Genomic DNA, 20315 nt, shown 5'->3' with positions numbered 1-20315 from the left:
TCAGAAACCTGACGATTGACCCGGCGCCGGCCCGGCGGGTCCGGCGGCACCTGCTGAACCGCGGGGTCGGCGATGCGTGACCTGCTGCCGCCCGAGGTCGCGGTTGCCGTTGCCGGCCCCCACGACTGGACCGGGCAACTGCTCGCTGCGGAGCTGGCCTGTCTCAGTGAGCGGGCGGTGGAGAGCCGGCGGCGGGACTTCACCGCCGGGCGCGTCTGCGCCCGGCGGGCGATGGCCACGCTCGGGCTCCCGCCGGCGCCCGTGCCCTCGGCCGACGACCGGGCGCCCGTCTGGCCGGCCGGCGTGGTCGGCACCATCACCCACACCCGCGGATACTGTGCGGCCGCCGCGGCCCGCAGCACCGCCGTGCGCTCCGTCGGCATGGACGCCGAGCAGCATCGGCCGCTCAACCCGGGGGTACGCCGGATGATCTGCCTGCCCGAGGAGGAGGAGCGGCTGGCCGCGCTGCCGACGGGCATCTCCTGGGCGGCAGTGCTGTTCAGCGCGAAGGAGACGGTCTACAAGGTCTGGCACCCGGTGGTCGGCACCTGGCTGGACTTCGCCGACGCCCTGGTGGCGCTCGACCCGGACGCCGGCACGTTCTCCGCCCGGATCGCACCGGCCCGGATCGACGCCGCGCCGGTCGAGGCTCCACCGAGGACGGTGAGCGGCCGATTCGTGGTGGCGGACGGTCTGGTCCGCACCGCCGCCGTGCTCCCGCAGCCCTGACCCGTCACCGTCCGGGGGTGCGAGGCCGGCCACGCGGGGGACAGACCGGGCCGCCGGCTCACGGTAGCGTCGGCGAATTGCCGACCCGCCCACGTCATCGAGGAGTACGGTGAGCCACCCCGAGCCGCCCGCCGGGCCGCACGACCCCGACCAGCCGCAGCCGGAGCCGCCCACCCAGGCGTTCCCGACGGCCCCGATGTCGCCGGTACCGGGCGAGCCGGCAACCGTGCCGCACCCGCCGGTTCCCGGTGGCCCGCAACCACCGGCGCCGGGCGAGCCCGGGTCGGCGCCGACGCTCCCCCAGCAGCCGGTTCCCGCGGCGCCCCAGCCGGCCGGGGAACCGTGGTCCACACCGACCGTGTCCCCGATGCCGCCGACGCAACCGTGGGCGCCGCAGCCGCCGATGCCGGCCGCCCCGGCCGAGTCGTGGACCCCACCGACCGCGCCGCTGCCGCCGGTGTCCGGCGCACCCCAGCAGCCGTACCCGACCGCGCCCTATCCCCCGGTGTCCGGCGTCCCGCAGCCGACCACACCGTTTCCGACGGCGCCGAATGCTCCGCAGCAGCCGTACCCGCCGGTTTCCGGAGTACCGCAGCAGCCCTATCCGCCGGCCCCCGGGGCAGCGCAGCAGCCCTACCCGGGCACGCCCTACCCGCCGGTGCCCGGCGCGCCGCAGCAGCCGTACCCCGGCGGCAGCTATCCGCCCGGCGCGCCGCCGCCCGGCGTCGGCTACCCGCCCGGCGCGCTACCGGCCGCGCCCGCGAAGTCCCGGAAGACCCTGCTGATCGTCGTCGCGGCCGTAGCCGTGCTGGCCCTGCTCTGCTGCGTCGGCGGCATCGTCGCGGTGATCATCGGCGCGAACCGGGCGGCGGACGACGTGACCGACGCGCTGCCCACCCCCGGGGTGACCAGCGGTGTGGGCGATCGCCCGAGCAGCCGGCCGTCCTCCGCCGCCCCGTCCACCGGCGAGACCCGGAACATGGCGGCCGGGGAGACCCTGGTGATCGCGGACGACGACGGCACCATGGAGATCACCGTGACGACGTTCCGGACCTCGACCAAGGCGTGCGAGTCGTTCGCGCTGGACCCGGAGGAGGGCATGTACCTGATCGCGGAGGTGACCGCGGTGGTCACCAAGGGAAGCGGTTCGGTCAACCCGCTCTTCTTCCAGTGGGTGGCCGCGGACGGCACCGAGACGAACGCGATCGCCGGGGCCTTCTCCGGCTGCGGCAAGCCGCTGCCGGCGGGCAACCTCTCCGTCGGGAGCGAGCGGAGCGGCACCGTCGTCTTCGACGTGCCCGACAAGGACGGCGCGTTGGAGTACCTGCACCGCTTCGAGCCGGCGGGCTCCTGGCGGCCGTAGCACCGACCGGTGGGCGCCGGTCACACCACGCAGAACTCGTTGCCCTCCGGATCGGCCAGCACGACATGGTCGAGTCGGCCGTCGACCACGTCCTCGTGCAACGCCGTCGCACCCACCGCCACCAGCCGCTCGACCGCCGCCCGTACCCGCGGCGCCCGCAGCTCCCACGGCACGCCACGCCCTCCGCCGGCCTGGATGTCCAGGTGGAGCCGGTTCTTCGCCACCTTCGGCTCGGGCACCCGGAGGAAGGCGGCCAGGGCCGGCGGGTCCGCGCTGTCGAAGGTCATCGTCCGCGGCTCGGCCATCCGGTCAGCGTTCCCGACCGCTCCCGGTCAGGCAAGCCGCGAAGCCGATCAGGACCGGCCGCCTCGGCGCGCCAGGCCGGGTGCGGGGCCGACTCCGATATTGTTGCCCGAATCGGGCAGGTCCCTCTCGGCACACCAAGTGGGGAGCGGTATGCGAAAGCTGGTGGTCTACACGCTGCTGTCCCTCGACGGCGTCGCTGAGTCCCCCGACCGCTACCTCTTCAACTTCGACGAGGAGATGTACGCCAACCTCAGCCGGGTCATCGACGCCCAGGACACCGTGCTGCTCGGCCGCCGCATGTACGACGAGTGGGCGCCCTACTGGACGACCTCCACCGACGAGCCGTTCGCCAGCTTCATCAACGGCGTCCGGAAGTACGTCATCACGTCGACCGAGCCGACGCAGCCGTGGGCCAACACCACCGTCGTCAGCGGCCCGCTCACACCATTCGTCCAAGACCTCAAGGCGCGGCCCGGCCGCGACATCGGCGTCCACGGCAGCATCCAGCTCGCCCGTTCCCTGTTCGACGCGAATCTCGTGGACGAGCTGCGGCTCCTGATCGCCCCGGCGGTCGCCGGGGCCGGGCGGAAACTCTTCAGCGACGACACCAGCCTGCGCAAGCTGCGCCTGCTGCGCGCCGCCAAGACCTCATCGGGTGGCCTGCTCGTCGACTACGAGGTGCTGAACCCGGCGTAGCGGCGGAAGCCTTACACATCGCTCGGCAGGGCCGGCCATCGATGGCTACGGTCGTGGATGCTCAGGTTTCCCGACCGCTCGAGGAGTGATCGCATGCCCCCCTCCCCCTCCCGGCTCTTCTCGGAGATAGCAACGGCGCAACGGCCGACCGAGGCCAGCGTGGTCATGCGCCGTGCGGTGGTGCTCGGCGGCAGCGTCGCCGGCCTGATGGCGGCGCGGGTGCTCAGCGACCACGCCGAAGAGGTGCTGATCATCGAGCGGGACCCGTCCGATGTGGATGACGGGCCTCGCCCCGGCGTGCCGCAGGGCAGCCAGGTGCACGCCCTCCTGCCGGCCGGCCAGATCCAGCTGGAGCGGTGGTTTCCCGGCATCGTCGACGAGGCGTTGGCGCTCGGCGCGCCGCCGCCGAGCGAGGAGGTGCCGGCGAAGATCTTCGTGAACGGCGTACTCGGGCTGCCACCGGCACCGGCCGCCACCGGCCCGATGCTGATCACCACGCGGCCGTTCCTGGAGGCGCTGGTCCGGCGGCGGACCCTCGCCGTCGACAACATCCGTATCGCGTACGGCCGGGCGGACGGCCTGGTCTTCGCCGACCGGCGCGTCACCGGCGCGCGGTACGTGCCCGAGGGCGGCACCGAGCCGGTCGTGGAAGCGGCGGACCTGGTGGTCGACGCGATGGGGCGGTCCAGCCGGTTGAGCGACTGGCTCGCCGATAACGGGTGGCCCCGCCCACCCATGCAGCGGATGCCGATCAAACTGAACTACGCGACCGCGCTCTTCAAGCGGGACGAGAAGGTCAGCGATACGTGGGTGGTGGTCTACCACACCATGGCCGGCAAGGGCCGTACCGCGCGGATCGGCGGGATCAACTCGGTCGAGGGCGACCGCTGGATCATGCTGGTCGCCGGCTACGACGACGACCGGCCCAGCCGCGACGTCGCCGACTTCACCGCCCGCTGTCGCGAGCACTATCCGCAGATGTTCGGCGACATCGCCGAACGCGGGGAGATGCTCGGCGGGGTGGTCACGTACCACCAGGCCGACAGCCGACGCCGCGACTTCCACCGGCTCGACCGGCTGCCCGCCGGGCTGGTCGCCGCCGGCGACGCGATCGCCTCGTTCAATCCGGTGTACGGCCAGGGCATGACCTCCGCGACCCTGCACGCCTCCTGCCTCTCCGCGTACCTGCGGTCGGGCCCGAAGCCGCACGACGAGCCGGCGTGGGCGTACTTCGACCAGGTCCGGGTGATCGTCGATGCCGCCTGGCAGATCTCCACCTCCGCCGACATCGAGCTGCCGCACGTCGACGGGCCGTATCCGCGCGGGTACCGGGTCACCAAGTGGTTCGGTGACATGGTCTTCCGGGCGTCGCTGACCGATCAGGTGCTCAGCGACCGACTCAGCCGGGTGACCACCATGGTCGACCACCCGGCGACGCTCAGCCGGCCCGGCACCCTGCTGCGGGCGCTCCGGCTCGGCCTGCTCCGGGGCGGGGGTGCCCCGACACGACCGGAAGACCGCCCCTAGCCTCGGGGGTGGGAGTGCTGGTGACCGCGGAGGAGCTGCTGAAGCGCGGCTATCTCGGCGGCCAGCGCCTCCTGCCCCTGCCGGGTGATCCTGATCCAGGTCTTCGGCCGGCGGCCGTGGTAGCCCCGCTCGATCTGGATCAGACCCGCCTCCTCCAGTACGGCGAGGTGTCGGGAGAGGTTGCCGGCGGTCAGTTCGAGCGTGTCGCGCAGGTAGGCGACCTCCACACGCTCCGACTCGGCCGCGATGGTGAGGATGCCGAGCCGGTGGCGCTGGTGGACGACGTCGCTGAGGCCGTTCGTCGGATGCCCGGCACTACTCGCCGTCGGGGCCTTGTCGTCGTCTTCAATCTTCACGTCGACCTCGTGGCACCTTCCCGGTACGAAGGAGGGCGACGCCTCCGGCGAGGATGAGGATCGGCGCCGGCAGCAGGGCGGCGATCATGAAGCTTGTCCGACTCAGATCGCCCGGTTCGAACTCCGTTGTCTGGAAGTGGACGTTCACCAGGACGATGGCCGCGACGTAGAGCAGGGCCACGGCCGCCAGGCCGCGGCTGCGCTCCAGCCGCGCAAGGACCACCAGGCCCACCGCGATGATCAGATGCGGAAGCATGCCGCGGTTGGCGACACCGGACAGGGGTGTGGTCAGCCAGCTCGTCGCGTCCGATACCGCCGTCGCCGCGTTGAGCAGCAACAGTCGCAGTACGACCGGCAGCACGAGCCCCACCAGCACGCCCGCGATGCCGGCGACGAGGTAGGCCCTCGTCGGGGTCTGCACGCCCACCCGCTCGCCATGCCGCCGGTACCACCAGAGGCTGAGCAGGTAACCGCCGATGAGGGCCGCGAGCCAGTACCAGCCGAGGGCCGCCGAGCGCTCGAGGAAGTCCCCGCCGAGGCTGGTCAGTGCGGGATTCTCGGCCGAGGCCCGCATCCCGGGCGGTTCCACCGACTCGACGTAGAACGGTGCCGCGAGCACGGTGAGCAGACCGAACAGCAGGAGCGGAAACCAGTAGGCGTGCCGAACGGCCCGGGTACGTCGCCGCAGGGCGGCCACCGAGGCGAGGAGTTCCGCGGGTGTGGCCTCACTGTGCTGGCTGGGGTGCGGTTGGTCCGGCACGGCGGCCTCCAGGGATCGACTCACAGTCGCTGCACTACCAATAGGTTTACATTGCAAACCATTCTGCGCAAGCGTTCCGGCGGTTCCCGCGCAGCCGGAGGCTCCACTGTCCGCGGAGCAGTCGAGGGCCATCGCCTTGGAGATCGCCGAGCAGGTCAAGGCCTGACGAGGGTCGAGGCGGACGGCGGAAGGAGCCGAGCGGGGCTGGGGCCGGGGTCAGCGCCTCCAGCCCCGCCTCGCCGCGCTGGCCGGATTCGACCGGAGGCGGAAGCGCCATCGCGGCGCACGGCACGCCGTCGTCGAGCCGTTCACTGCTGCGGGCCGTCGGTCTCCGCGATCGCGCCCAGGCGATCGCGGATCAGCCCGATCACGGTGTCAGCGGTCCGGTCGAGGTGACTGCGGCCATCGGGTAGCCGCGCCCCCGGGCTGACGTAGCTGAGCGGACCGACGTGGGTGGCCGGGTCGAGCCGGTGCACCGTGATCTTCCCTGCACGGTCCGCCCGGTTCCATCCGCTGCGGCGAAACAGCCGCCACCGCTGCGGGAACATCACGGTGCCGACCCGCTCGATCCAGTCGCCGGCACTGGTGAGCTGGCAGAGGAACTGGGCGTGGGTGACGTCGTTGGCGCCGTTGTGGAACCCGCCGAGAGTGATCAGCCAGAGCGGTGAGCGCAGCTGGGCCCACAGTTCGTTCACCGCGCCGGTGGCGACCTGGGCGCCCCCGCTGTAGGAGAGCAGTACCACGGGGATACCGCTGTCCGGCTGGTAGCCGGCGAGCCGGAGCTGACTGGCGATCTGCGAGCCGACGGCGCGGTTGTAGAGGGGGCGGTAGCGGCGGTCGGCGGCGACGAAGATCTGCACCACGTTGTGCAGGAACAGCACCAGCCCGATCCGGCGGCGCAGCCAGATCCACACCGGCCGGTTGGCGAGCGGGTCGGCCAGCGGGGAGTAGGGCTGCACCTGACCCAGCACCCTGAGCTCCGGCGCCTTGGCGATCAGAGACTTGACCAGTCGCCCACCGTCGCGGGTGTCGTGGAAGCGGCGTTTGCCGATGCCGTCCAGATAGACCAGGTAGGCGTCCGGGGGGCGGTCCGGGTCCGCGCCCCGGGCGTACGGCATGCCTGTGGGGAGTTCGGTGGTGGGAGTCCGCCAGCCCGCGGCATAGGCCAGCACCTCGTAGCGGGCGAGCAGAGCTTCGGCGAGCAGGATCGGTCCGAGCCCGCCCAACAGCAGCAGGAGCGCAAACTCGATCATGCGCGTCGCTCCGGTGCTCTCCTCGTGTTGAGCCGTACGACCAGGTGGCGGACGCCCTCGACGGCGACGCCGAGCCCGACTCCCGCGACGGCCACGCAGCCGGCGGCCTGCCACCAACCGATCCCGGCCACCGTGGCGAGCTCAGCGCTGAGGCCAGCCCCCACTCCCACCATGAGCACCAGGTGCAGCAGCGGCCCGAGCAGCGGAAACGCGAGGACCGCGGCGAGCAGCAGCGGGGCGACCAGGCCCGGCGTCCAGGCCAGCGCGGCCCCATCGGGCCGCGAGGTGGGCAGCACCAGCTCGGCAAGCGTCCACGCGGACAGCGGCCAGAGCGCGAATACCGCGCCGTCCACGACGGCGCCGGCCAGCATCAGCCCGACCACCCGGGCGCGCGACGCGCCGGAGAGCCGTGCCACCACGGGCAGGAGACGACCGGCGGCCTCGGACAGCCCGGCGAACAGCAGCAGGGCGGTGACGAAGGGGGACATCGGTCAGTCCTGCGGTGGCTGATCGACAGAGACCGGCTGGGCGACCGGCCCGGCCTGCCGCACATGGCGCTCGAGTTCGTCGGCGGCGCGCGAATAGCCGCCCGCCTCACGCTGAGCGACCTGCAGGGCGTTCGCACCGGCCCGGAATCGGGGATCGTCGAGCAGGCGCTGGGCGAGGCCGCGTACGACCTCCACGTTGACGTCCTCGGTGCGGATCGAGAGGCCGGCATCGAGCTCGACGACCCGGGAAGCCACCAACGACTGGTCGGCGCCCTGCGGGATCACCAGCATCGGGACGCCGGCGTACAGGGCCTCGTTGACGCTGTTCACCCCGCCGTGCGTGATGAACAGCGCTGCGCGGGCCAGCACCTCCGGCTGGGGTACGGAGCGTTGGGCGATCACGTTCGCCGGCAGTGGACCGAGCGCGGCGGGATCGGTGTGTCCGGTCGAGACGATCACGGTGCCGCCCAGCGGGGCGAGCGCCTCGGCGAAGCCGCGCAGCAGCCGCGGGCCGGCCTCGAACACCGTGCCCAGCGAGGCGTACAGCACCGGATCCCGCAGCTGGTCCACCGGGAACGACGAGTCGACCGGGCGGGCGCCGAGGCTCGCTCCGACGAACCGGTAGGACTGGTCGAAGCTGTCGGCCGCCGGGTGGAACGCCCGCGAGGTGTAGACCAGGTTGAGCGGCTGACGGATGTTCGCCAGGTCGACCAGGGGCAGCGCACCCGTGTCGTACCGGCGGCGCAGCTCCCAGCGCGACCTCAGGTACGCCCCGGTGTGGCGGGGCAGGGCCGCCGCTGCGGCGAGCAGTTCCCAGGAACCGTGGGTGGGGCTCGGCACCTGCCGGTTGAACGCGAACGTGGTGAACGACGACGCAGCCGGCACGTCGAGTTCCCGGGCGGCCACCGGCCCCCACGGGCAGAGGGAGTCGTGCACGATCAGATCGGGCCGGGCGCCGCGCAGGTCGTCGAGGACGCCGGGCAGCACGCGTACGGCGGTGCGCACCAGCTGAGTCAGCAGCGTGACCGGTGTCGGCGGGCCGGCGAGCGGCAGTTCCTCGCCGGAGTAGCGGAGCACGCGCGCGCCGGTGGCCGCGACCTCGTCGGCGTACGCGGGCGTCGCGTGGTAGGTGACGGAGTGACCACGACGAACCAGCTCGGCCACGACCGGCAGCGTCGGATTGATGTGGCCGTGCATGCCGATGTTCAGGAAGGCGAACGCGCTCATCGGCCAATCCCGGGCGGGGAAGGAGTCAGCGCCCGGCACCCTGTAGCGATCATGTTCCGCCTTCCTCACCCCGACGCAGCTTCGCGTCCGTCCGCACCTGTCACGGCAGCCGTCCAGGGAGCTTGGTTGGGGGCCGGCAAGCGCAGCGCAGCCACCGCGTGGGCTCTGTGTTTGGACAACAGTCGCCTGTTGCGGTGGCCGCTGGTCACAGCGTAGACGTTGCCGGTTCGCAGCACGTCGCGGACCAGGCACTCACCCCGTTCGCGGGCGGGTCTGGGCCGCGCCGCACCCCGACCGGGGCTCATGGCACGCCCGCTCGGCCAAACTGGCCCTGGTGCTACCGCGTCCTGAGTCGACAGCCACTCGAAGCTCGTCAGGCCATCACGCCGGGCAGGCATCCTTGCACCGGGAGCCAAACTTCGCGGCCGCAAGTCGAGCATCCGGGCGATCTCGGTGCAGACCACCTGGCGGCCTGCGCCTCCCCGTCGGGGAGCCAGCCTCATCCGTAGGCGTACTCGTCCACGTCCAGCTCTGCTCGCGTCAGTCGGAGGAACTCCAACATCCGGGCATCGAGGTGCCAGCCCAACAACTGATGCTGACCGGCGAGCTTCTCGAAGCCTTCGGACGGGCCTGTCAGGTCCTCCTCCTCACCATCCGGGTGCTCGAACACCCGGACAACCTGCAGCATGCTCGCGCCCGGTTCTCCATCGAATTTGTCCAGCTCGACGGCCAGCTCGCCGATCCGCTCGGCATGAATGAAAAGCCGATCCACAATCCGATCGATCTGTTCGTCAACCGTCCAGCCAGGCACGCGACACGTGATCTTCCACCGGTGGCAGGCGGGCCTCGCAGGGCTGGCCAGACGGCTGCCACGAACAGCGATCTCGTCCGGTTCGATGCCGAGCCTCGCGGTAATCTCGGCAGCCGAAACCCGGTTCGAGCTCAGCGCGAAGTACGTGTACTGGGAGATGAGCACTGGCGGACCCTACCCACGCAGGCACCGACGGTGCCGTCGGTTTCTTGCTGCATTCCGCAGCCGGCAAGATCGAAAAAGGCCGTCTCCGACGAGCGGAAACGGCCTTTGACCTGGGGTGGAGCTGAGGGGATTTGAACCCCTGACCCCCTCGATGCGAACGAGGTGCGCTACCAGTCTGCGCCACAGCCCCTCCACCGGCGAACCGGCTTCGGTCCCACCCGGCTTTCACCGGGCGGGCCGGCGACAAGGCTAACAGGTCGGCTCCCTCCACCGCGAATCAGCCCCGGCGAGGCGCGCCGATGATCGACTCGGGCTCCGCGAAGGCGGCGTATCCACGCAGACGGGATACCCCGACTTCCAGGAACCCGGGCGGGCCGGGCGGACTCACCGCCCGGACCCGGCGGGCCGGACCGCGAAACGGACAAATGCCGGGGCGTCAGGCGGTGTGGGAGCCGGGGCCGGTCTGGTAGGGGCGGCCGCGGAGGCCACCGGATCGCCGGTAGGAGACCGAGCCGCCGTTCGCCACGGCCGGCAGGTCGGCGGGCCGGTCCAGGCCCATCGCCGCGCGGCGTACCACCTCGCGCTGGGCCGCCAGTCGGCGCTGCGCCTCCCGGCGAGCCGCCGCCCGGCGGGCCTGCTCCCGCCGGACCTCGGCCTGCCGGGCGGCCAGCCAGGCCGCCTCACGGGCCCGCGCCCGCCGGCGCCGGCGATCCGCCACCGCGCGCTGCCGCAGGTGTACGACGTACGCGACGAGCAGCGTGCCGGTGACCGAGACGCTGATCCAGAACCCGGGGCCGACCACGATCACGCCGACCAGCTCGACGACGTTGAGCAGCAGCAGTGCGGCGAGCACCCGGCGGCGGCGGTAGATGGCCGGGGTGTGCGGCCGGCGCGGCGGCGGGCGGCGGCGGGCCCGGCGCTGGGCGGGCGGCACTGCGCGCAGCCGGCCCGATCGGCGGCCGGCGGCGGGTGGACCGGAGACCGGCGCGCCCAGACTCCCCGTAGTCGAGTTTTCACTGAGCGTGACGACAAGGGCGCGAGGCGGGTGGACCGGCCGGCGTCCCGGCACGGTACGACGCCGACGGTGGCGCTGCAGCACCCGCGCCGTCGACTGCGCCCGCTCCGCCACCAGCCGCTCGGTGGCGTCGTACCGGCGGACGAGCGCCGGAGCGAGGGCGAGCAGACCGGCGGCGGCGAGGACGGCGAGGAGCACCGAGGTCGGCACCCTCACCCCTCCCGTCACCAAATTCGGAGCAACCGTCACCCGGCCGCAGGATCTTCCACCGATCGGTGTCGACCGCGTGGATCATGCGGGCGTGCAGCGCTTGCCAAAGCTTGCAGTTACTTGAGGTTACGGGCGAGCGTCCGGGATGCCGGCACGCCGCGCCGATCCCGTCCGTGGGACGGTTCACCTCGCCCCGGCGCGCACCCGGTGCCAGCGGGCCAGCAGCCCGCCCTCCGCGGCGACCTCCTCGCTGGTCATCGCGTATCCGATGTGGTCCCGCCACGCACCGTCAATGTGCATGTAGCGCACGTGGTACGCCTCCTCGCGGAACCCGAGCTTCTCCACCACCCGGCGGGACGGCCGATTCTCCGGCCGGATGTTCACCTCCACCCGGTGCAACCCGCCCGGCCCGAAGGCGTGGTCGACGGCCAGCGCCAGCGCGGTCGGGATCACCCCACGCCCGGCCACTCGGTGGTCCACCCAGTAACCCACGTACCCGGAGCAGAACGCCCGCCGCACGATGCTGCCCACGTTGAGGTGGCCGACCAGGCGCTCGCGCCCCTCCTCGTGCAGGCAGACCGCGAACGGCATCCCCTCACCGGTCCGCGCCGAGCGGCGCTGGTCCCGCTGGACCCAGCGGAACGCGGCCGGCGAGTTCAGCTGGTCCCACTCGCCGGGCATCGACGACTCCCACGGCGCCAGCCAGCTCTCGTTGGCGCGCCGCACCTCCGACCAGGCGGCCGCGTCGGAGCGCCGGTACGGCCGCAGCACCACCGGACCGTCGACCAGGACCGCCGGCCAGCCGGGGGCCCGTCCGGTTCCGAAGAGGCTCACGGGCCGGACCCTACGCCCGCGACGGCCGGGCGCGCACCCTCCCGCGACCCGGCCGAACCGTCGACCCGTTCACCGCAGCGGTGCTTAGCTCGCAAGCTCACTGCCCGCGCTCACCGGCGACGGTCGAGCAGCAGGACGTCCACCGTGGAGCCGGCCGCGGCGGTGGTGACCCGCTCGCCCAGGACCAGCAGGCCGTTCGCCTCGGCCAGCCCGGAGAGGGTGAACGGCCCACCACTCAGCGGCTGGACGGTGTAGCCGCCGCCCCGCCGCTCGGCGACGTGCGCCGGACGGAACTCGCGCAACCCGACCGGGGACGACACGGTCTCCAGCAGGTGCGCGCGGACGCTGGGCCGGAACACCGGCTCGGCCCCGGCCAGCAGCTGGATCGCCGGCCGGGCCAGCACCTCGAAGCCGATCAGCGCCGCACCGGGTTCACCGGGCAGGCAGACCACCGGCACCTCCTCGGCCCCGACCGTGCCGAAGCCGAGCGCGGTGCCCGGGTAGAGCGCCACGTCGGTGAAGGTGACCGGTCCGGCCCGGCCGCCCTCCCGGCGGGAGAGGATCCGACGGACCATGTCGCCCGGGCCGGTGCCGGTGCCACCGGTGGTGATGATCAGATCGGCGCTCAGGGTCTGGTCCTCCAGCAGCCCGCGCAACCCCTCCGGATCGTCGTCGCAGATCCCGACCCGGTAGGCCAGCGCGCCGGCCTCGGCCGCGGCCGCGGTCAACGCGTGCGAGTTCGCGTCCACCACCTGGCCGGGCTGACTGCCCCGGCCCACGTCCACCAGCTCGTCGCCGGTGGCCACGATGACCACCCGCGGGCTGGGCCGCACCACCACGTGGCCGATGCCGGTGGCGGCGAAGACCGCGACCAGTGCCGGGGAGACGTACGTGCCGGCGCGGGCGAGCAGCGTGCCCGCGGGCAGCTCTTCGCCGGCCCGGCGCAGGCCGTACCCACGCTTGGGGGTCCGGTAGATCTCCACCGCGGCCATGCCCTGGTCGGTCCACTCCACCGGGACCACCACGTCGGCGGCGACCGGCAGCGGCGCCCCGGCGGCCACCGAGAAGCACGAGCCGGGGGTCAGCCGGACCGGTCGCCAGCTCGCCGCGCCCAGGTCACCGACCACGTTGAGCCGGACGGCCCGCCCGCCGGCGGCCCGCCCGGCACCCGCGAGGTCCTCCCAGCGGGCCGCGTACCCGTCGACGGCGGCCTGGTCGAAGGCCGGGAAGGCGTGCGGCGCGACGACGTCCTCGGCGAGGACGTTGCCGTGCGCCTGGGTGAGGTCGAGGTCGAGCGGAGGCAGCGCGCGTAACCTGCGCAGCACGCTGCCCAGGTAGTCGGCGAGCGGCGTCAACTCGTTCGCGGCCGCCTCGGCGTCGGCCGTCGCTGTCATGTACCAGATCCACCCGACGCGTCGGAGTTGACGAAGTCGGCCAGCCACTTGCGGAACTCGGTGCCGAGGTCCTCCCGCTCGGCGGCGATTTGCACCACCGTCTGCAGGTAGCCCAGCGGCATGCCGGTGTCGTAGCGGGTGCCCCGGTAGACGATCGCGTGCACCGGGATGCCCTCGGCGCGCAGCAGCTCCATCGCGTCGGTCAGCTGGATCTCACCGCCGCTGCCCGGCTCGGTACGCCGGATCGCGTCGAAGATCTTCGCGGGCAGCACGTAGCGGCCGAGCACGGCCAGGTTGCTCGGCGCGTCCTCCGGCTTGGGCTTCTCCACCATGCCGGTCACCTTGACGACCTCGCCGATGTCGGTCAGCTCCCCCTCGGCCGGCTCGACGGAGGCGATCCCGTACCGCTTGGTCTCGGCCGGGTCGACCTCGAAGAAGGCCAGCACCACGCCACCGGTGCGGGCCTGGAGCTCCAGCATCGCCGGCAGCAGCGGCTGGTCGAGCTTCACGAACTCGTCGCCGAGCAGCACCGCGAAGGGCTGCTCGCCGACGTGCGACTCCGCGTACCCGACGGCGTGGCCGAGGCCGAGCTGTTCCGGCTGCCGGCAGGTGTAGATCTCGGCCAGCTCGCTGGGCCGGCGCACCGCGGCGAGAGTCTTCTCGTCGCCCTTCTCCTCCAACCGGGCCTCCAAGTCGGGGCGGCGGTCGAAGTGATCCACCATCGAGGTCTTACCCCGCCCGGTGATCAGCAGAACATCATTGATGCCGGCCTGGGTGGCCTCCTCGACGATGTACTGCAGCACCGGCCGGTCGACCACCGGCAGCAGCTCCTTGGGCACCGCCTTCGTCGCGGGCAGGAACCGGGTGGCCAGACCGGCGGCCGGGATGACGGCCTTGACCGCACGGGCACGGCCGGTTGCGGCAGCCGTGGTTGAGGGGCTCGCTGAGTGCTCCGACATGCCGCGAGACTATCGGCCACGGCTCTGTCGCGGCGGGTGTGGCCCGGAAGACGCGCCGCCCGCCGGGGCCGACCGCGGCGAACCAGGCCCGGCTCGCGCGACGTCCGGGCCGCCGAACGCCGGGCCGAGCGGCGCGTCGGCGGTGTCGACCTCGGCGTGTGCCGGTTCGGCGCAGGCGGACGCGGGTACCTCGGCGCGGCCCGCAGTGGCGGATTCCGGACAGCCGGGCGCGGCGACCTGGACCGACCCGGGAGCGGCGGCCGACTCGGGCCGGCTGGGCGCGGTGGCCCGCCCGGCGCGGGGCAGCCCGTCGGCCGGGCTGGCCGCGCCGGCGGGCACCGGGAGTTCCCGCGCGGTGAGGGCTCGGCGGCTGCTCACCCGGTAGGTGTCGCGGCCGGCGCCCTTGGCGGCGTAGAGCGCGTCGTCGGCCGCGTCCAACACCTGCTGGCCGGTGCTGGCGTGGTCGGGGTAGACCGCGATGCCGATGGAGACGGTGACCCGGATCGGCACCGGGGCGCCGGCGTGCGCCTCGACCGGGATCGCGGTGTCCCGGATGGCCGCGCCGAGGCGCTCCGCCACGATCGCCGCGCCCCGGGCGTCGGTCTCCGGCAGCATCAGCACGAACTCCTCGCCGCCCTGCCGGAAGGCCAGGTCGACCTCGCGGATCTCGTCGCGTAGCCGCCGGGCGAACTCCGCCAGCACGGTGTCCCCGGCCGCGTGCCCCCACGTGTCGTTGACGTCCTTGAACCGGTCGAGGTCGAGGGCGAGCACGCTGAGCATCCGGCCGAACCGGCTGGCCCGCTCGACCTCCCGGCGGATCGACTCGCGCAGGTAGCGGTAGTTCCACAGCCCGGTCAGCGGGTCGGTGAGCGAGAGCCGCTGCGCCTCCTCGTGCACCCGGACGTTGTCCACGGCCACCGCCGCGTGGCCCGCGAAGGTGCGCAGGGTGTCCAGGTCGTCGTCGTCGAACTCGTCCGCGCCGAGGCGGTCGTAGAGGGCCAACACGCCGAGCGCCGCAGCCGGGGCGACGGGGTCGGTCCCGCCGCCGGCACCGGGCAGCTCGACCGTCGGCGTCTCGTCCGGCCCCCCGGCGGGCGGCGCCGCGCCCGCGCTGGTCCCGCCGGTCGCCGCCGGGTCCGCCGGACCGCCGGCAGCACCGCCCGTCGCGCCCGGACCGCCAGGGGTGGCGAACGGGACCGCGATGTACGTCCGGCAGCGCGGCTCACCCGGCGGTACGTCGGTCGGCTCCATCCGCCCGCGCTGCGGCTCGCCGGTGGCCGCGACCGCGCCGACCACGCCGCTGCCGACCGGTACTCGCAGCAGCGCCGCGCCGTCCGGCTCGGGGCAGCGCCCGTCGAGGCCCGCGGTGCACTGCGCGACGAGCATCCCGTTGGAGTCGACCAGCAGCACCGCCCCGGCCCGGGCGCCGGTGGCCGCGATCGCGCTGTGCAGGATCACCCGCAGGATGCGTTGCAGGTCGTGGGTGCTGGCCAGGGTGTCCCCGAGCACCGCCAGGTGGCCCCGCAGCTGGTCCCGGCTGCTGGTCAGCGCGGCCACGTAGGAGCCGGTCTCCCGGGTCATCCGATTGAAGGCGCCGGCCAGCCGGCCCAGCTCGTCGCGGGTGCGTACCGGAACCCGGGCGGTCAGGTCGCCCTGCGCCACCCGGTCGACCGCGGCGGCCAGCTCGACCAGCGGCCGGGTGGTGACCCGGGCCAGCCGCCAGGCGGCCAGCACCGCGAGCACCGCCGCCAGCACCACCGCCGCGAGGAGCACGGTCGGCAACCCCGGTGGCCGGTCGCTCGGGATCGAGAGCACCAGCGGCAGCGGCTGCCCGGACGAGGGACCGATCCGGCGTACGTACCGGCCGTCGGCGGTCTCGCTGACCCCCTCGCCGTCCAGCGTGCCGGCGGCGGCCAGCACCGCGTCGCGTACCTCCCGGGATTCGGTGGTGTGGGTGACCCGCGCGGGCCCGGCGTCGTCGTCGAGCAGGGTGACCGCCACGCCGGTCACCGCGGCCAGGCGGGCGACGAAGGCCGGGTCGACCGGCTGCGCCGCGGTGACCGTGCCGAGCGTCGCGCCGGCGCGGTCGCGCAGGTCGACCCGGGCGGTCAGCGCCCGGACCGGGCCGCTCGTCGGCGGAGCGCCGGCGCACTCCGACCAGGGGGTCGGCGGCGCGCCGGGGGTGGTGTACGTGATCCGGCCGGCCATGTCGCTGACCATCACCGCGGCGGCCAGGCCTCGGCTGACGACCTGAGCGGCGGCGCCGCTCGGGTCGCCGGCCAGCGCCACCGCGTCGGCGGCGGCGCGCAACTGCTGGCAGAGGGCGTCGACCGAGGTACGCACGGTCGCGGCGGCCACCGCCAGCCGCTCGGTGGAGCGACCTCGGTCGACGGCGTTCACCGTCGAGGCGACGAAGAGCGCGCCGAGCACGACCGGGCCGAGGACCACCACGAGGAAGGCCGCCGTCAACCGCCCGCGTAGCGTCACTCGGTTCCCCCCGGAAGTTCCGCCTCCGATGCTGCGATGCTGACACAGAGCCACCATGGGAGAGGCGTTGCGTCAGGAGTGTTGCGTGCCGGAATTTTCTGATGGAGCGGAAGTGACTCATGTGGCGAAACGCGACATGCGTATCGAGTTGCTCGCTCACCGTCGAGAACTCACCGTTGCGGACCGGGCTGCCGCCGCGGGCCGTGTCCAGGCCGAGCTGGTGGCGCTGGTACGCCGGCTGCGCCCGGCCCGGATGACGGCGTACGTGCCGGTCGGCTCGGAGCCCGGCGGGTCCGAGCTGCCGGAGGCGTTGCGCGCGGCGCTGCCGCCCGGCGGCGAGCTGCTGCTCCCGGTGCTCCGCCCGGATCTCGACCTGGACTGGGCCCGGTACGCCGGGCCGGGCTCGCTCGCCGCGGCGGGCCGGGGGATGCGCCAGCCGACCGGGCTGCGGCTCGGGGTTTCCGCGATCACCGGCGCCGAGCTGGTGGTGGTGCCCGCGCTGGCCGTCGACCGGCGAGGGCTGCGGCTGGGCCGGGGCGGCGGCTCGTACGACCGGGCGCTGGCCCGGGTGCCGGCCGCGACGCTGACCGTGGTCCCGCTGCACGACGGCGAGCTGGTCCCGGCCGTTCCCGCCGAGCCCCACGACCGCCCGGTACGCGCGGTGGTCACCCCCGCCGGCGGCCTGCGTACGCTTGACGTCGCGCCACCCGCACCGGGTGCGCCGCCGGGTGTCGCGCCCCACACTTCCGCTGGACGAACCCGGGGCGAATGACGCACCATTGGCACTCGAAGATGCCGAGTGCCAACCGGCCGAGTCTGATCCGGAGGAAACGTGCCCACGTACCAGTACGCCTGCACCGCGTGCGGCCAGCAGCTCGAGGCGGTCCAGTCGTTCTCCGACGCGCCGCTGACCGAGTGCCCGGCGTGTGCGGGGCGGCTGCGCAAGGTCTTCAACTCGGTCGGCATCGTGTTCAAGGGCTCCGGGTTCTACCGCACCGACTCCCGCTCGGCCGGCTCCGACACCGTGCCGAACGGCGCCAGCAAGCCGGCGAAGTCGGAGTCGTCCTCCGACTCGTCCAGCTCGACCCCGTCGTCGACCTCTTCCTCTTCGTCGTCGAACGGCTCGTCGAACGGCTCGTCGAGCGGCTCGTCCAACGGCGGAGCTTCGAAGGCCTCGGCCGCCAGCAGCACCAGCGGCTCGGCGTCCTGAGCCACGGGGCCGGCGCATAGCAGCCCGGTCCGCCCCGCGGGGGTTGTCCACAGGTCGGCCGGTTGTCCACAGGCCGCCGGCCGGTGGCCGGACCGGCGTCCCGCCCGCCCCTAACCTGCTGCCCAGGGGCGCCTCGACGGCGCTCTGCCGAGGGCGGGAGCGATGGCGATGGCGAACGACGGCGCGGGCACGGCGGAATCACTGCGCCCGGTACGCCGACCCCGCCTCCCGCGCGGTGGCACGCTGCTCCGAGCCGGGCTGGTCGCCGCACTGCTCGGCCTGGCGGCGGCCGTGCTGCACACCCCGTCCGACTGTCCCCCGGCGCCCCGGGTCGCGCCGGGCACGTCCGGTGCCGCACCGACCGCGCCGGCCGCGGGTGATACCCCGCACTCGACGGCCGGCCCGCAGCCGGCCATGGCACCCGAAGACCCGCACCCGACCGGTGTGCCGTTCCCGCTGCCCACCGGGCTGGTCGGGGTGCCGGTCCGGCTGGCCGAGCCGGCCGCGCTAGCGGTGGTCCGGCCGGGCGCGCGGGTCGACCTGCTCGCCGTGCCGGCCGGTGGTCGCCCCGGCAAGGCGAGCCTGTTGGCGGCCCGGGCGCTGGTGCTCGACGTGGTGGGCGCCGGGGCGACCGACGGCTCGGCCGCCCTCTACCTCGCCCTCCGACCCGATCAGGCGCAGCGCGCGGTCGGCCAGCCGGAGGGCAGCCGCTTCGCCGTCGTCGTACGCGGCTGAGCCGCAGCCGACCGCGACCTCTTCGACGGTCGCTCAGTCCCAGTGCGGTGGGCGCTCGGCGAGCAGCCAGTCGTCGCTGCCGCCGGCCCGCTCGCCCCAGCCACGGTCGGTGTCGTCGGCCGTCTGCTCCGGCAGCACCACGAAGTCGTCGTCGCTCAGGTCGACCGGGCGGTCGTCGTCGCCACGGGCACCCGGGTCCTCGGTGTTCACGACGGGCAAGACTAACGCAGCCCGGGCCACCGGGCCCCGGCCGCTCTGCCGCGTCGCCCGGTTCTCGGGTCGCGCCGTTGGTAGCGTCGGACGGCGTGACGACCCCCACCGGTGGCAGCTCCCCGGACGACTACTGGCGGCGACCCCCAGCCGGCGGTGAAGGGCCCGCGGACCAGCCCACCGCGCCCCCGGCCGGCGGGAGCGGACCGCCCGGCGGATACACCGGCCCGCCGCCGAGCACACCGCCGCCGGCCGGCTGGCGTCCACCGGTGCACCTGGAACCGGCCCCACCGCGCCGCCTGCCGCCGCAGGACATGGCCGCGCTGGACGTGGCGGAGCAGCGGGCGCAGCGGGTGACCTACAGCTTCGGCGCGTTGGCCGGAGTGGTGCTGCTGGTTCTGGTCTGCCTGCTCTGCTCCCGGATCATCCTGTGACCGGCCGCCCGACGGCGGTCAGAGCGTGGTGCCCCAGACCGTCTCGGCGCCGGAGTGCCCGGTCAGGTAGACGTAGACCAGCGAGGCGCCCGCCAGCGCGACCACCGCGACGGCGAGCACCGGGGTGACCAGCGCCGGCAGCCTCGGCACCCGCGGATTGCCGCTGGTCACCACCAGCAGCAGGAGGACCAGGATGCCGAGCGGGACGACGATCCGGAACAAGATGTCGCCGTACCGGGAGTGCTCGAAGATCTGATCGAGGATCGGGCCTTGGAAGCCCCGCGCGACCAGCGCGTCGGTGAACGCCTCACCGGACTGCACGGCCACGAACGTGGCCACCGGCGCGACCACCGCCAGGATGCCGGTCGCCCAGTCCAGCCGGGAGCGCCAGCGCGGCAGCGCGGCGTACGCCACGGCGAGCACCGCCAGCAGTGGCACGAACACCACGACCGCGTGCACCACCAGGACGTGCAGCGGTAGGCCCAGGACCTCCTCGAACATCGACCCCTCCAGGTTGATCACGGTTGCGGCCTGCCAGCCTACGGTCCAGCGGCCGACGGTCTCCTCGTTCGCCTACACGCAGGCCGTCCCGAACCGGTTCACCGCCGCCCGGACCCGACCCGCTCGGGCTGTGTCCGCGACCACCCGACGCCGCAGCCCGGTTGTCGATGGAGGTGACGCGTGCTGTCATTGGCGCATGTCCAGTCCCGAGGAGCTGCTCCGGTCCAGGGGCCTGCGGGTCACCCGGCCGCGCCTCGCCGTGCTGGACGTGCTGGCCGCGGGCGGTCACCTGGAGGTCGACGAGATCACCCGCCGGGTCCGCGAGCGGCTCGACTCGGTCTCCACCCAGGCGGTCTACGACGTCCTCGGCGCGCTGTCCCGGGCCGGTCTCTCCCGCCGGATCGAGCCGGCCGGCAGCCCCGCCCGCTACGAGTCCCGGACGGGCGACAACCACCACCACGTGGTCTGCCGAGGCTGCGGCGAGATCGCCGATGTCGACTGCACGGTGGGCAGCGCCCCCTGCCTCGACCCGCACACCACGCACGGCTATGAGGTCGACGAGGCCGAGGTGACCTTCTGGGGGCTCTGCCCGGGCTGCCAGGCCCGCCGCACCGCCGACGAGTGACCCGCGCCGCCCGGGTCGTG

Annotated in this window: 23 protein-coding genes, 1 tRNA gene and 1 pseudogene; 9 read left to right on the top strand and 16 right to left on the bottom strand. The window is 73.7% G+C overall.

What is annotated here, in order from left to right; genetic code table 11:
• The first annotated feature begins 72 nt into the window (after window positions 1–72).
• Both AB0C04_RS04635 and AB0C04_RS04630 read left to right on the top strand, forming a co-directional pair.
• Entirely contained in the window at window positions 73–729 is a 657-nt protein-coding gene (locus AB0C04_RS04635) for a 4'-phosphopantetheinyl transferase superfamily protein (RefSeq protein WP_357048205.1), read from the top strand.
• Between the two features lie 367 nt (window positions 730–1096).
• On the top strand, window positions 1097–2092 hold the full coding sequence (locus AB0C04_RS04630; RefSeq protein ID WP_357048202.1) for a DUF4352 domain-containing protein: 996 nt from the start codon (window positions 1097–1099) through the stop codon (window positions 2090–2092).
• A gap of 20 nt (window positions 2093–2112) precedes the next feature.
• On the opposite strand, the gene AB0C04_RS04625 is transcribed toward AB0C04_RS04630, so the two are convergent.
• Complete coding sequence (locus AB0C04_RS04625; protein WP_357048199.1) at window positions 2113–2397, bottom strand: VOC family protein; 285 nt, start codon at window positions 2395–2397, stop codon at window positions 2113–2115.
• Between the two features lie 151 nt (window positions 2398–2548).
• On the opposite strand from AB0C04_RS04625, the gene AB0C04_RS04620 reads away from it, so the two are divergent.
• Together AB0C04_RS04620 and AB0C04_RS04615 are read left to right on the top strand one after the other, a co-directional pair.
• On the top strand, window positions 2549–3094 hold the full coding sequence (locus AB0C04_RS04620; protein ID WP_357048196.1) for a dihydrofolate reductase family protein: 546 nt from the start codon (window positions 2549–2551) through the stop codon (window positions 3092–3094).
• A 93-nt stretch (window positions 3095–3187) separates the two neighbouring features.
• Complete coding sequence (locus tag AB0C04_RS04615) at window positions 3188–4621, top strand: FAD-dependent oxidoreductase (RefSeq protein WP_357048193.1); 1434 nt, start codon at window positions 3188–3190, stop codon at window positions 4619–4621.
• Here AB0C04_RS04615 and AB0C04_RS04610 read toward each other — a convergent pair.
• The 12 genes from AB0C04_RS04610 to AB0C04_RS04555 all read right to left on the bottom strand — a co-directional run bounded on the left by AB0C04_RS04610 (window position 4618) and on the right by AB0C04_RS04555 (window position 16580).
• Window positions 4618–4971 carry a transcriptional regulator gene (locus AB0C04_RS04610; protein ID WP_357049120.1) on the bottom strand — a complete coding sequence of 118 codons (354 nt, stop codon included), beginning with the start codon at window positions 4969–4971 and terminating at the stop codon, window positions 4618–4620. The two genes, AB0C04_RS04615 and AB0C04_RS04610, sit on opposite strands and share 4 nt — an antisense overlap.
• Window positions 4967–5674, bottom strand: coding sequence for a hypothetical protein (locus AB0C04_RS04605; protein ID WP_357048190.1), 708 nt, complete (start codon window positions 5672–5674; stop codon window positions 4967–4969). Before AB0C04_RS04605 ends, AB0C04_RS04610 begins: the two co-directional genes overlap by 5 nt.
• Window positions 5675–6045: 371 nt before the next feature.
• Entirely contained in the window at window positions 6046–6990 is a 945-nt protein-coding gene (locus AB0C04_RS04600) for a hypothetical protein (RefSeq protein WP_357048187.1), read from the bottom strand.
• The gene (locus AB0C04_RS04595; RefSeq protein WP_357048184.1) at window positions 6987–7478 is read right to left on the bottom strand and encodes a hypothetical protein; all 492 of its coding nucleotides are present in this window, start codon (window positions 7476–7478) and stop codon (window positions 6987–6989) included. Before AB0C04_RS04595 ends, AB0C04_RS04600 begins: the two co-directional genes overlap by 4 nt.
• Window positions 7479–7481: 3 nt before the next feature.
• A complete protein-coding gene (locus tag AB0C04_RS04590; RefSeq protein WP_357048181.1) occupies window positions 7482–8705 on the bottom strand; it encodes a macrolide family glycosyltransferase in 1224 nt (407 codons plus the stop codon).
• A 499-nt stretch (window positions 8706–9204) separates the two neighbouring features.
• Entirely contained in the window at window positions 9205–9681 is a 477-nt protein-coding gene (locus tag AB0C04_RS04585) for a DUF4279 domain-containing protein (protein ID WP_357048178.1), read from the bottom strand.
• 116 nt (window positions 9682–9797) lie between these two features.
• Window positions 9798–9871, bottom strand: a tRNA-Ala gene (locus AB0C04_RS04580).
• A 246-nt stretch (window positions 9872–10117) separates the two neighbouring features.
• Window positions 10118–10912: a hypothetical protein gene (locus tag AB0C04_RS04575; RefSeq protein ID WP_357048175.1), complete on the bottom strand. Its 795-nt coding sequence runs from the start codon at window positions 10910–10912 to the stop codon at window positions 10118–10120.
• 177 nt (window positions 10913–11089) lie between these two features.
• Complete coding sequence (locus AB0C04_RS04570) at window positions 11090–11740, bottom strand: GNAT family protein (protein WP_357048172.1); 651 nt, start codon at window positions 11738–11740, stop codon at window positions 11090–11092.
• Between the two features lie 110 nt (window positions 11741–11850).
• Window positions 11851–13134 (bottom strand): gephyrin-like molybdotransferase Glp, encoded by a 1284-nt coding sequence (gene glp / locus AB0C04_RS04565; RefSeq protein WP_350867540.1) that lies wholly within the window; start codon window positions 13132–13134, stop codon window positions 11851–11853.
• A complete protein-coding gene (locus tag AB0C04_RS04560; protein WP_357048168.1) occupies window positions 13131–14093 on the bottom strand; it encodes a UTP--glucose-1-phosphate uridylyltransferase in 963 nt (320 codons plus the stop codon). Before AB0C04_RS04560 ends, glp begins: the two co-directional genes overlap by 4 nt.
• 9 nt (window positions 14094–14102) lie before the next feature.
• Window positions 14103–16580, bottom strand: coding sequence for a diguanylate cyclase (locus tag AB0C04_RS04555; protein WP_357048165.1), 2478 nt, complete (start codon window positions 16578–16580; stop codon window positions 14103–14105).
• An 85-nt stretch (window positions 16581–16665) separates the two neighbouring features.
• Here AB0C04_RS04555 and AB0C04_RS04550 point away from each other — a divergent pair, with 85 nt between their 5' ends.
• Window positions 16666–17352, top strand: a complete 687-nt coding sequence (locus AB0C04_RS04550; RefSeq protein ID WP_357048162.1) for a 5-formyltetrahydrofolate cyclo-ligase — start codon at window positions 16666–16668, stop codon at window positions 17350–17352.
• A gap of 60 nt (window positions 17353–17412) precedes the next feature.
• Window positions 17413–17553 (top strand): annotated as a pseudogene (locus tag AB0C04_RS04545) (FmdB family zinc ribbon protein); the annotation flags it as partial.
• 14 nt (window positions 17554–17567) lie between these two features.
• Here AB0C04_RS04545 and AB0C04_RS04540 read toward each other — a convergent pair.
• Entirely contained in the window at window positions 17568–17795 is a 228-nt protein-coding gene (locus AB0C04_RS04540; protein ID WP_357049163.1) for a hypothetical protein, read from the bottom strand.
• A 157-nt stretch (window positions 17796–17952) separates the two neighbouring features.
• Between AB0C04_RS04540 and AB0C04_RS04535 the strand changes: the two genes are divergently transcribed.
• A complete protein-coding gene (locus AB0C04_RS04535) occupies window positions 17953–18525 on the top strand; it encodes a flagellar biosynthesis protein FlgA (protein ID WP_357048159.1) in 573 nt (190 codons plus the stop codon).
• A 33-nt stretch (window positions 18526–18558) separates the two neighbouring features.
• On the opposite strand, the gene AB0C04_RS04530 is transcribed toward AB0C04_RS04535, so the two are convergent.
• A complete protein-coding gene (locus tag AB0C04_RS04530; RefSeq protein WP_357048156.1) occupies window positions 18559–18735 on the bottom strand; it encodes a hypothetical protein in 177 nt (58 codons plus the stop codon).
• 95 nt (window positions 18736–18830) lie between these two features.
• Between AB0C04_RS04530 and AB0C04_RS04525 the strand changes: the two genes are divergently transcribed.
• Complete coding sequence (locus AB0C04_RS04525; RefSeq protein WP_357048153.1) at window positions 18831–19169, top strand: hypothetical protein; 339 nt, start codon at window positions 18831–18833, stop codon at window positions 19167–19169.
• 18 nt (window positions 19170–19187) lie between these two features.
• Here the strand turns inward: AB0C04_RS04525 and AB0C04_RS04520 are convergent, their stop codons facing one another.
• Complete coding sequence (locus AB0C04_RS04520; protein WP_357049117.1) at window positions 19188–19670, bottom strand: DUF2231 domain-containing protein; 483 nt, start codon at window positions 19668–19670, stop codon at window positions 19188–19190.
• 196 nt (window positions 19671–19866) lie between these two features.
• Here AB0C04_RS04520 and AB0C04_RS04515 point away from each other — a divergent pair, with 196 nt between their 5' ends.
• Complete coding sequence (locus AB0C04_RS04515; protein ID WP_350867553.1) at window positions 19867–20295, top strand: Fur family transcriptional regulator; 429 nt, start codon at window positions 19867–19869, stop codon at window positions 20293–20295.
• The last annotated feature ends 20 nt before the right edge of the window (window positions 20296–20315 follow it).

It is taken from the genome of Micromonospora sp. NPDC048909 (genome assembly GCF_040649635.1).
Lineage (GTDB): Bacteria > Actinomycetota > Actinomycetes > Mycobacteriales > Micromonosporaceae > Micromonospora.
This window is presented reverse-complemented; position numbering and strand designations above follow the sequence as displayed.

Excerpts from the sequence above, each read along its gene's own strand:
- AB0C04_RS04635 (WP_357048205.1), top strand. The coding sequence starts at position 73 with ATGCGTGACCTGCTGCCGCCCGAGGTCGCGGTTGCCGTTGCCGGCCCC.
- AB0C04_RS04630 (WP_357048202.1), top strand. The coding sequence starts at position 1,097 with ATGCCGCCGACGCAACCGTGGGCGCCGCAGCCGCCGATGCCGGCCGCC.
- AB0C04_RS04625 (WP_357048199.1), bottom strand. The coding sequence starts at position 2,397 with ATGGCCGAGCCGCGGACGATGACCTTCGACAGCGCGGACCCGCCGGCC.
- AB0C04_RS04620 (WP_357048196.1), top strand. The coding sequence starts at position 2,549 with ATGCGAAAGCTGGTGGTCTACACGCTGCTGTCCCTCGACGGCGTCGCT.
- AB0C04_RS04615 (WP_357048193.1), top strand. The coding sequence starts at position 3,188 with ATGCCCCCCTCCCCCTCCCGGCTCTTCTCGGAGATAGCAACGGCGCAA.
- AB0C04_RS04600 (WP_357048187.1), bottom strand. The coding sequence starts at position 6,990 with ATGATCGAGTTTGCGCTCCTGCTGCTGTTGGGCGGGCTCGGACCGATC.
- AB0C04_RS04595 (WP_357048184.1), bottom strand. The coding sequence starts at position 7,478 with ATGTCCCCCTTCGTCACCGCCCTGCTGCTGTTCGCCGGGCTGTCCGAG.
- AB0C04_RS04590 (WP_357048181.1), bottom strand. The coding sequence starts at position 8,705 with ATGAGCGCGTTCGCCTTCCTGAACATCGGCATGCACGGCCACATCAAT.
- glp (WP_350867540.1), bottom strand. The coding sequence starts at position 13,134 with ATGACAGCGACGGCCGACGCCGAGGCGGCCGCGAACGAGTTGACGCCG.
- AB0C04_RS04560 (WP_357048168.1), bottom strand. The coding sequence starts at position 14,093 with ATGTCGGAGCACTCAGCGAGCCCCTCAACCACGGCTGCCGCAACCGGC.
- AB0C04_RS04535 (WP_357048159.1), top strand. The coding sequence starts at position 17,953 with ATGGCGATGGCGAACGACGGCGCGGGCACGGCGGAATCACTGCGCCCG.
- AB0C04_RS04520 (WP_357049117.1), bottom strand. The coding sequence starts at position 19,670 with ATGTTCGAGGAGGTCCTGGGCCTACCGCTGCACGTCCTGGTGGTGCAC.
- AB0C04_RS04515 (WP_350867553.1), top strand. The coding sequence starts at position 19,867 with ATGTCCAGTCCCGAGGAGCTGCTCCGGTCCAGGGGCCTGCGGGTCACC.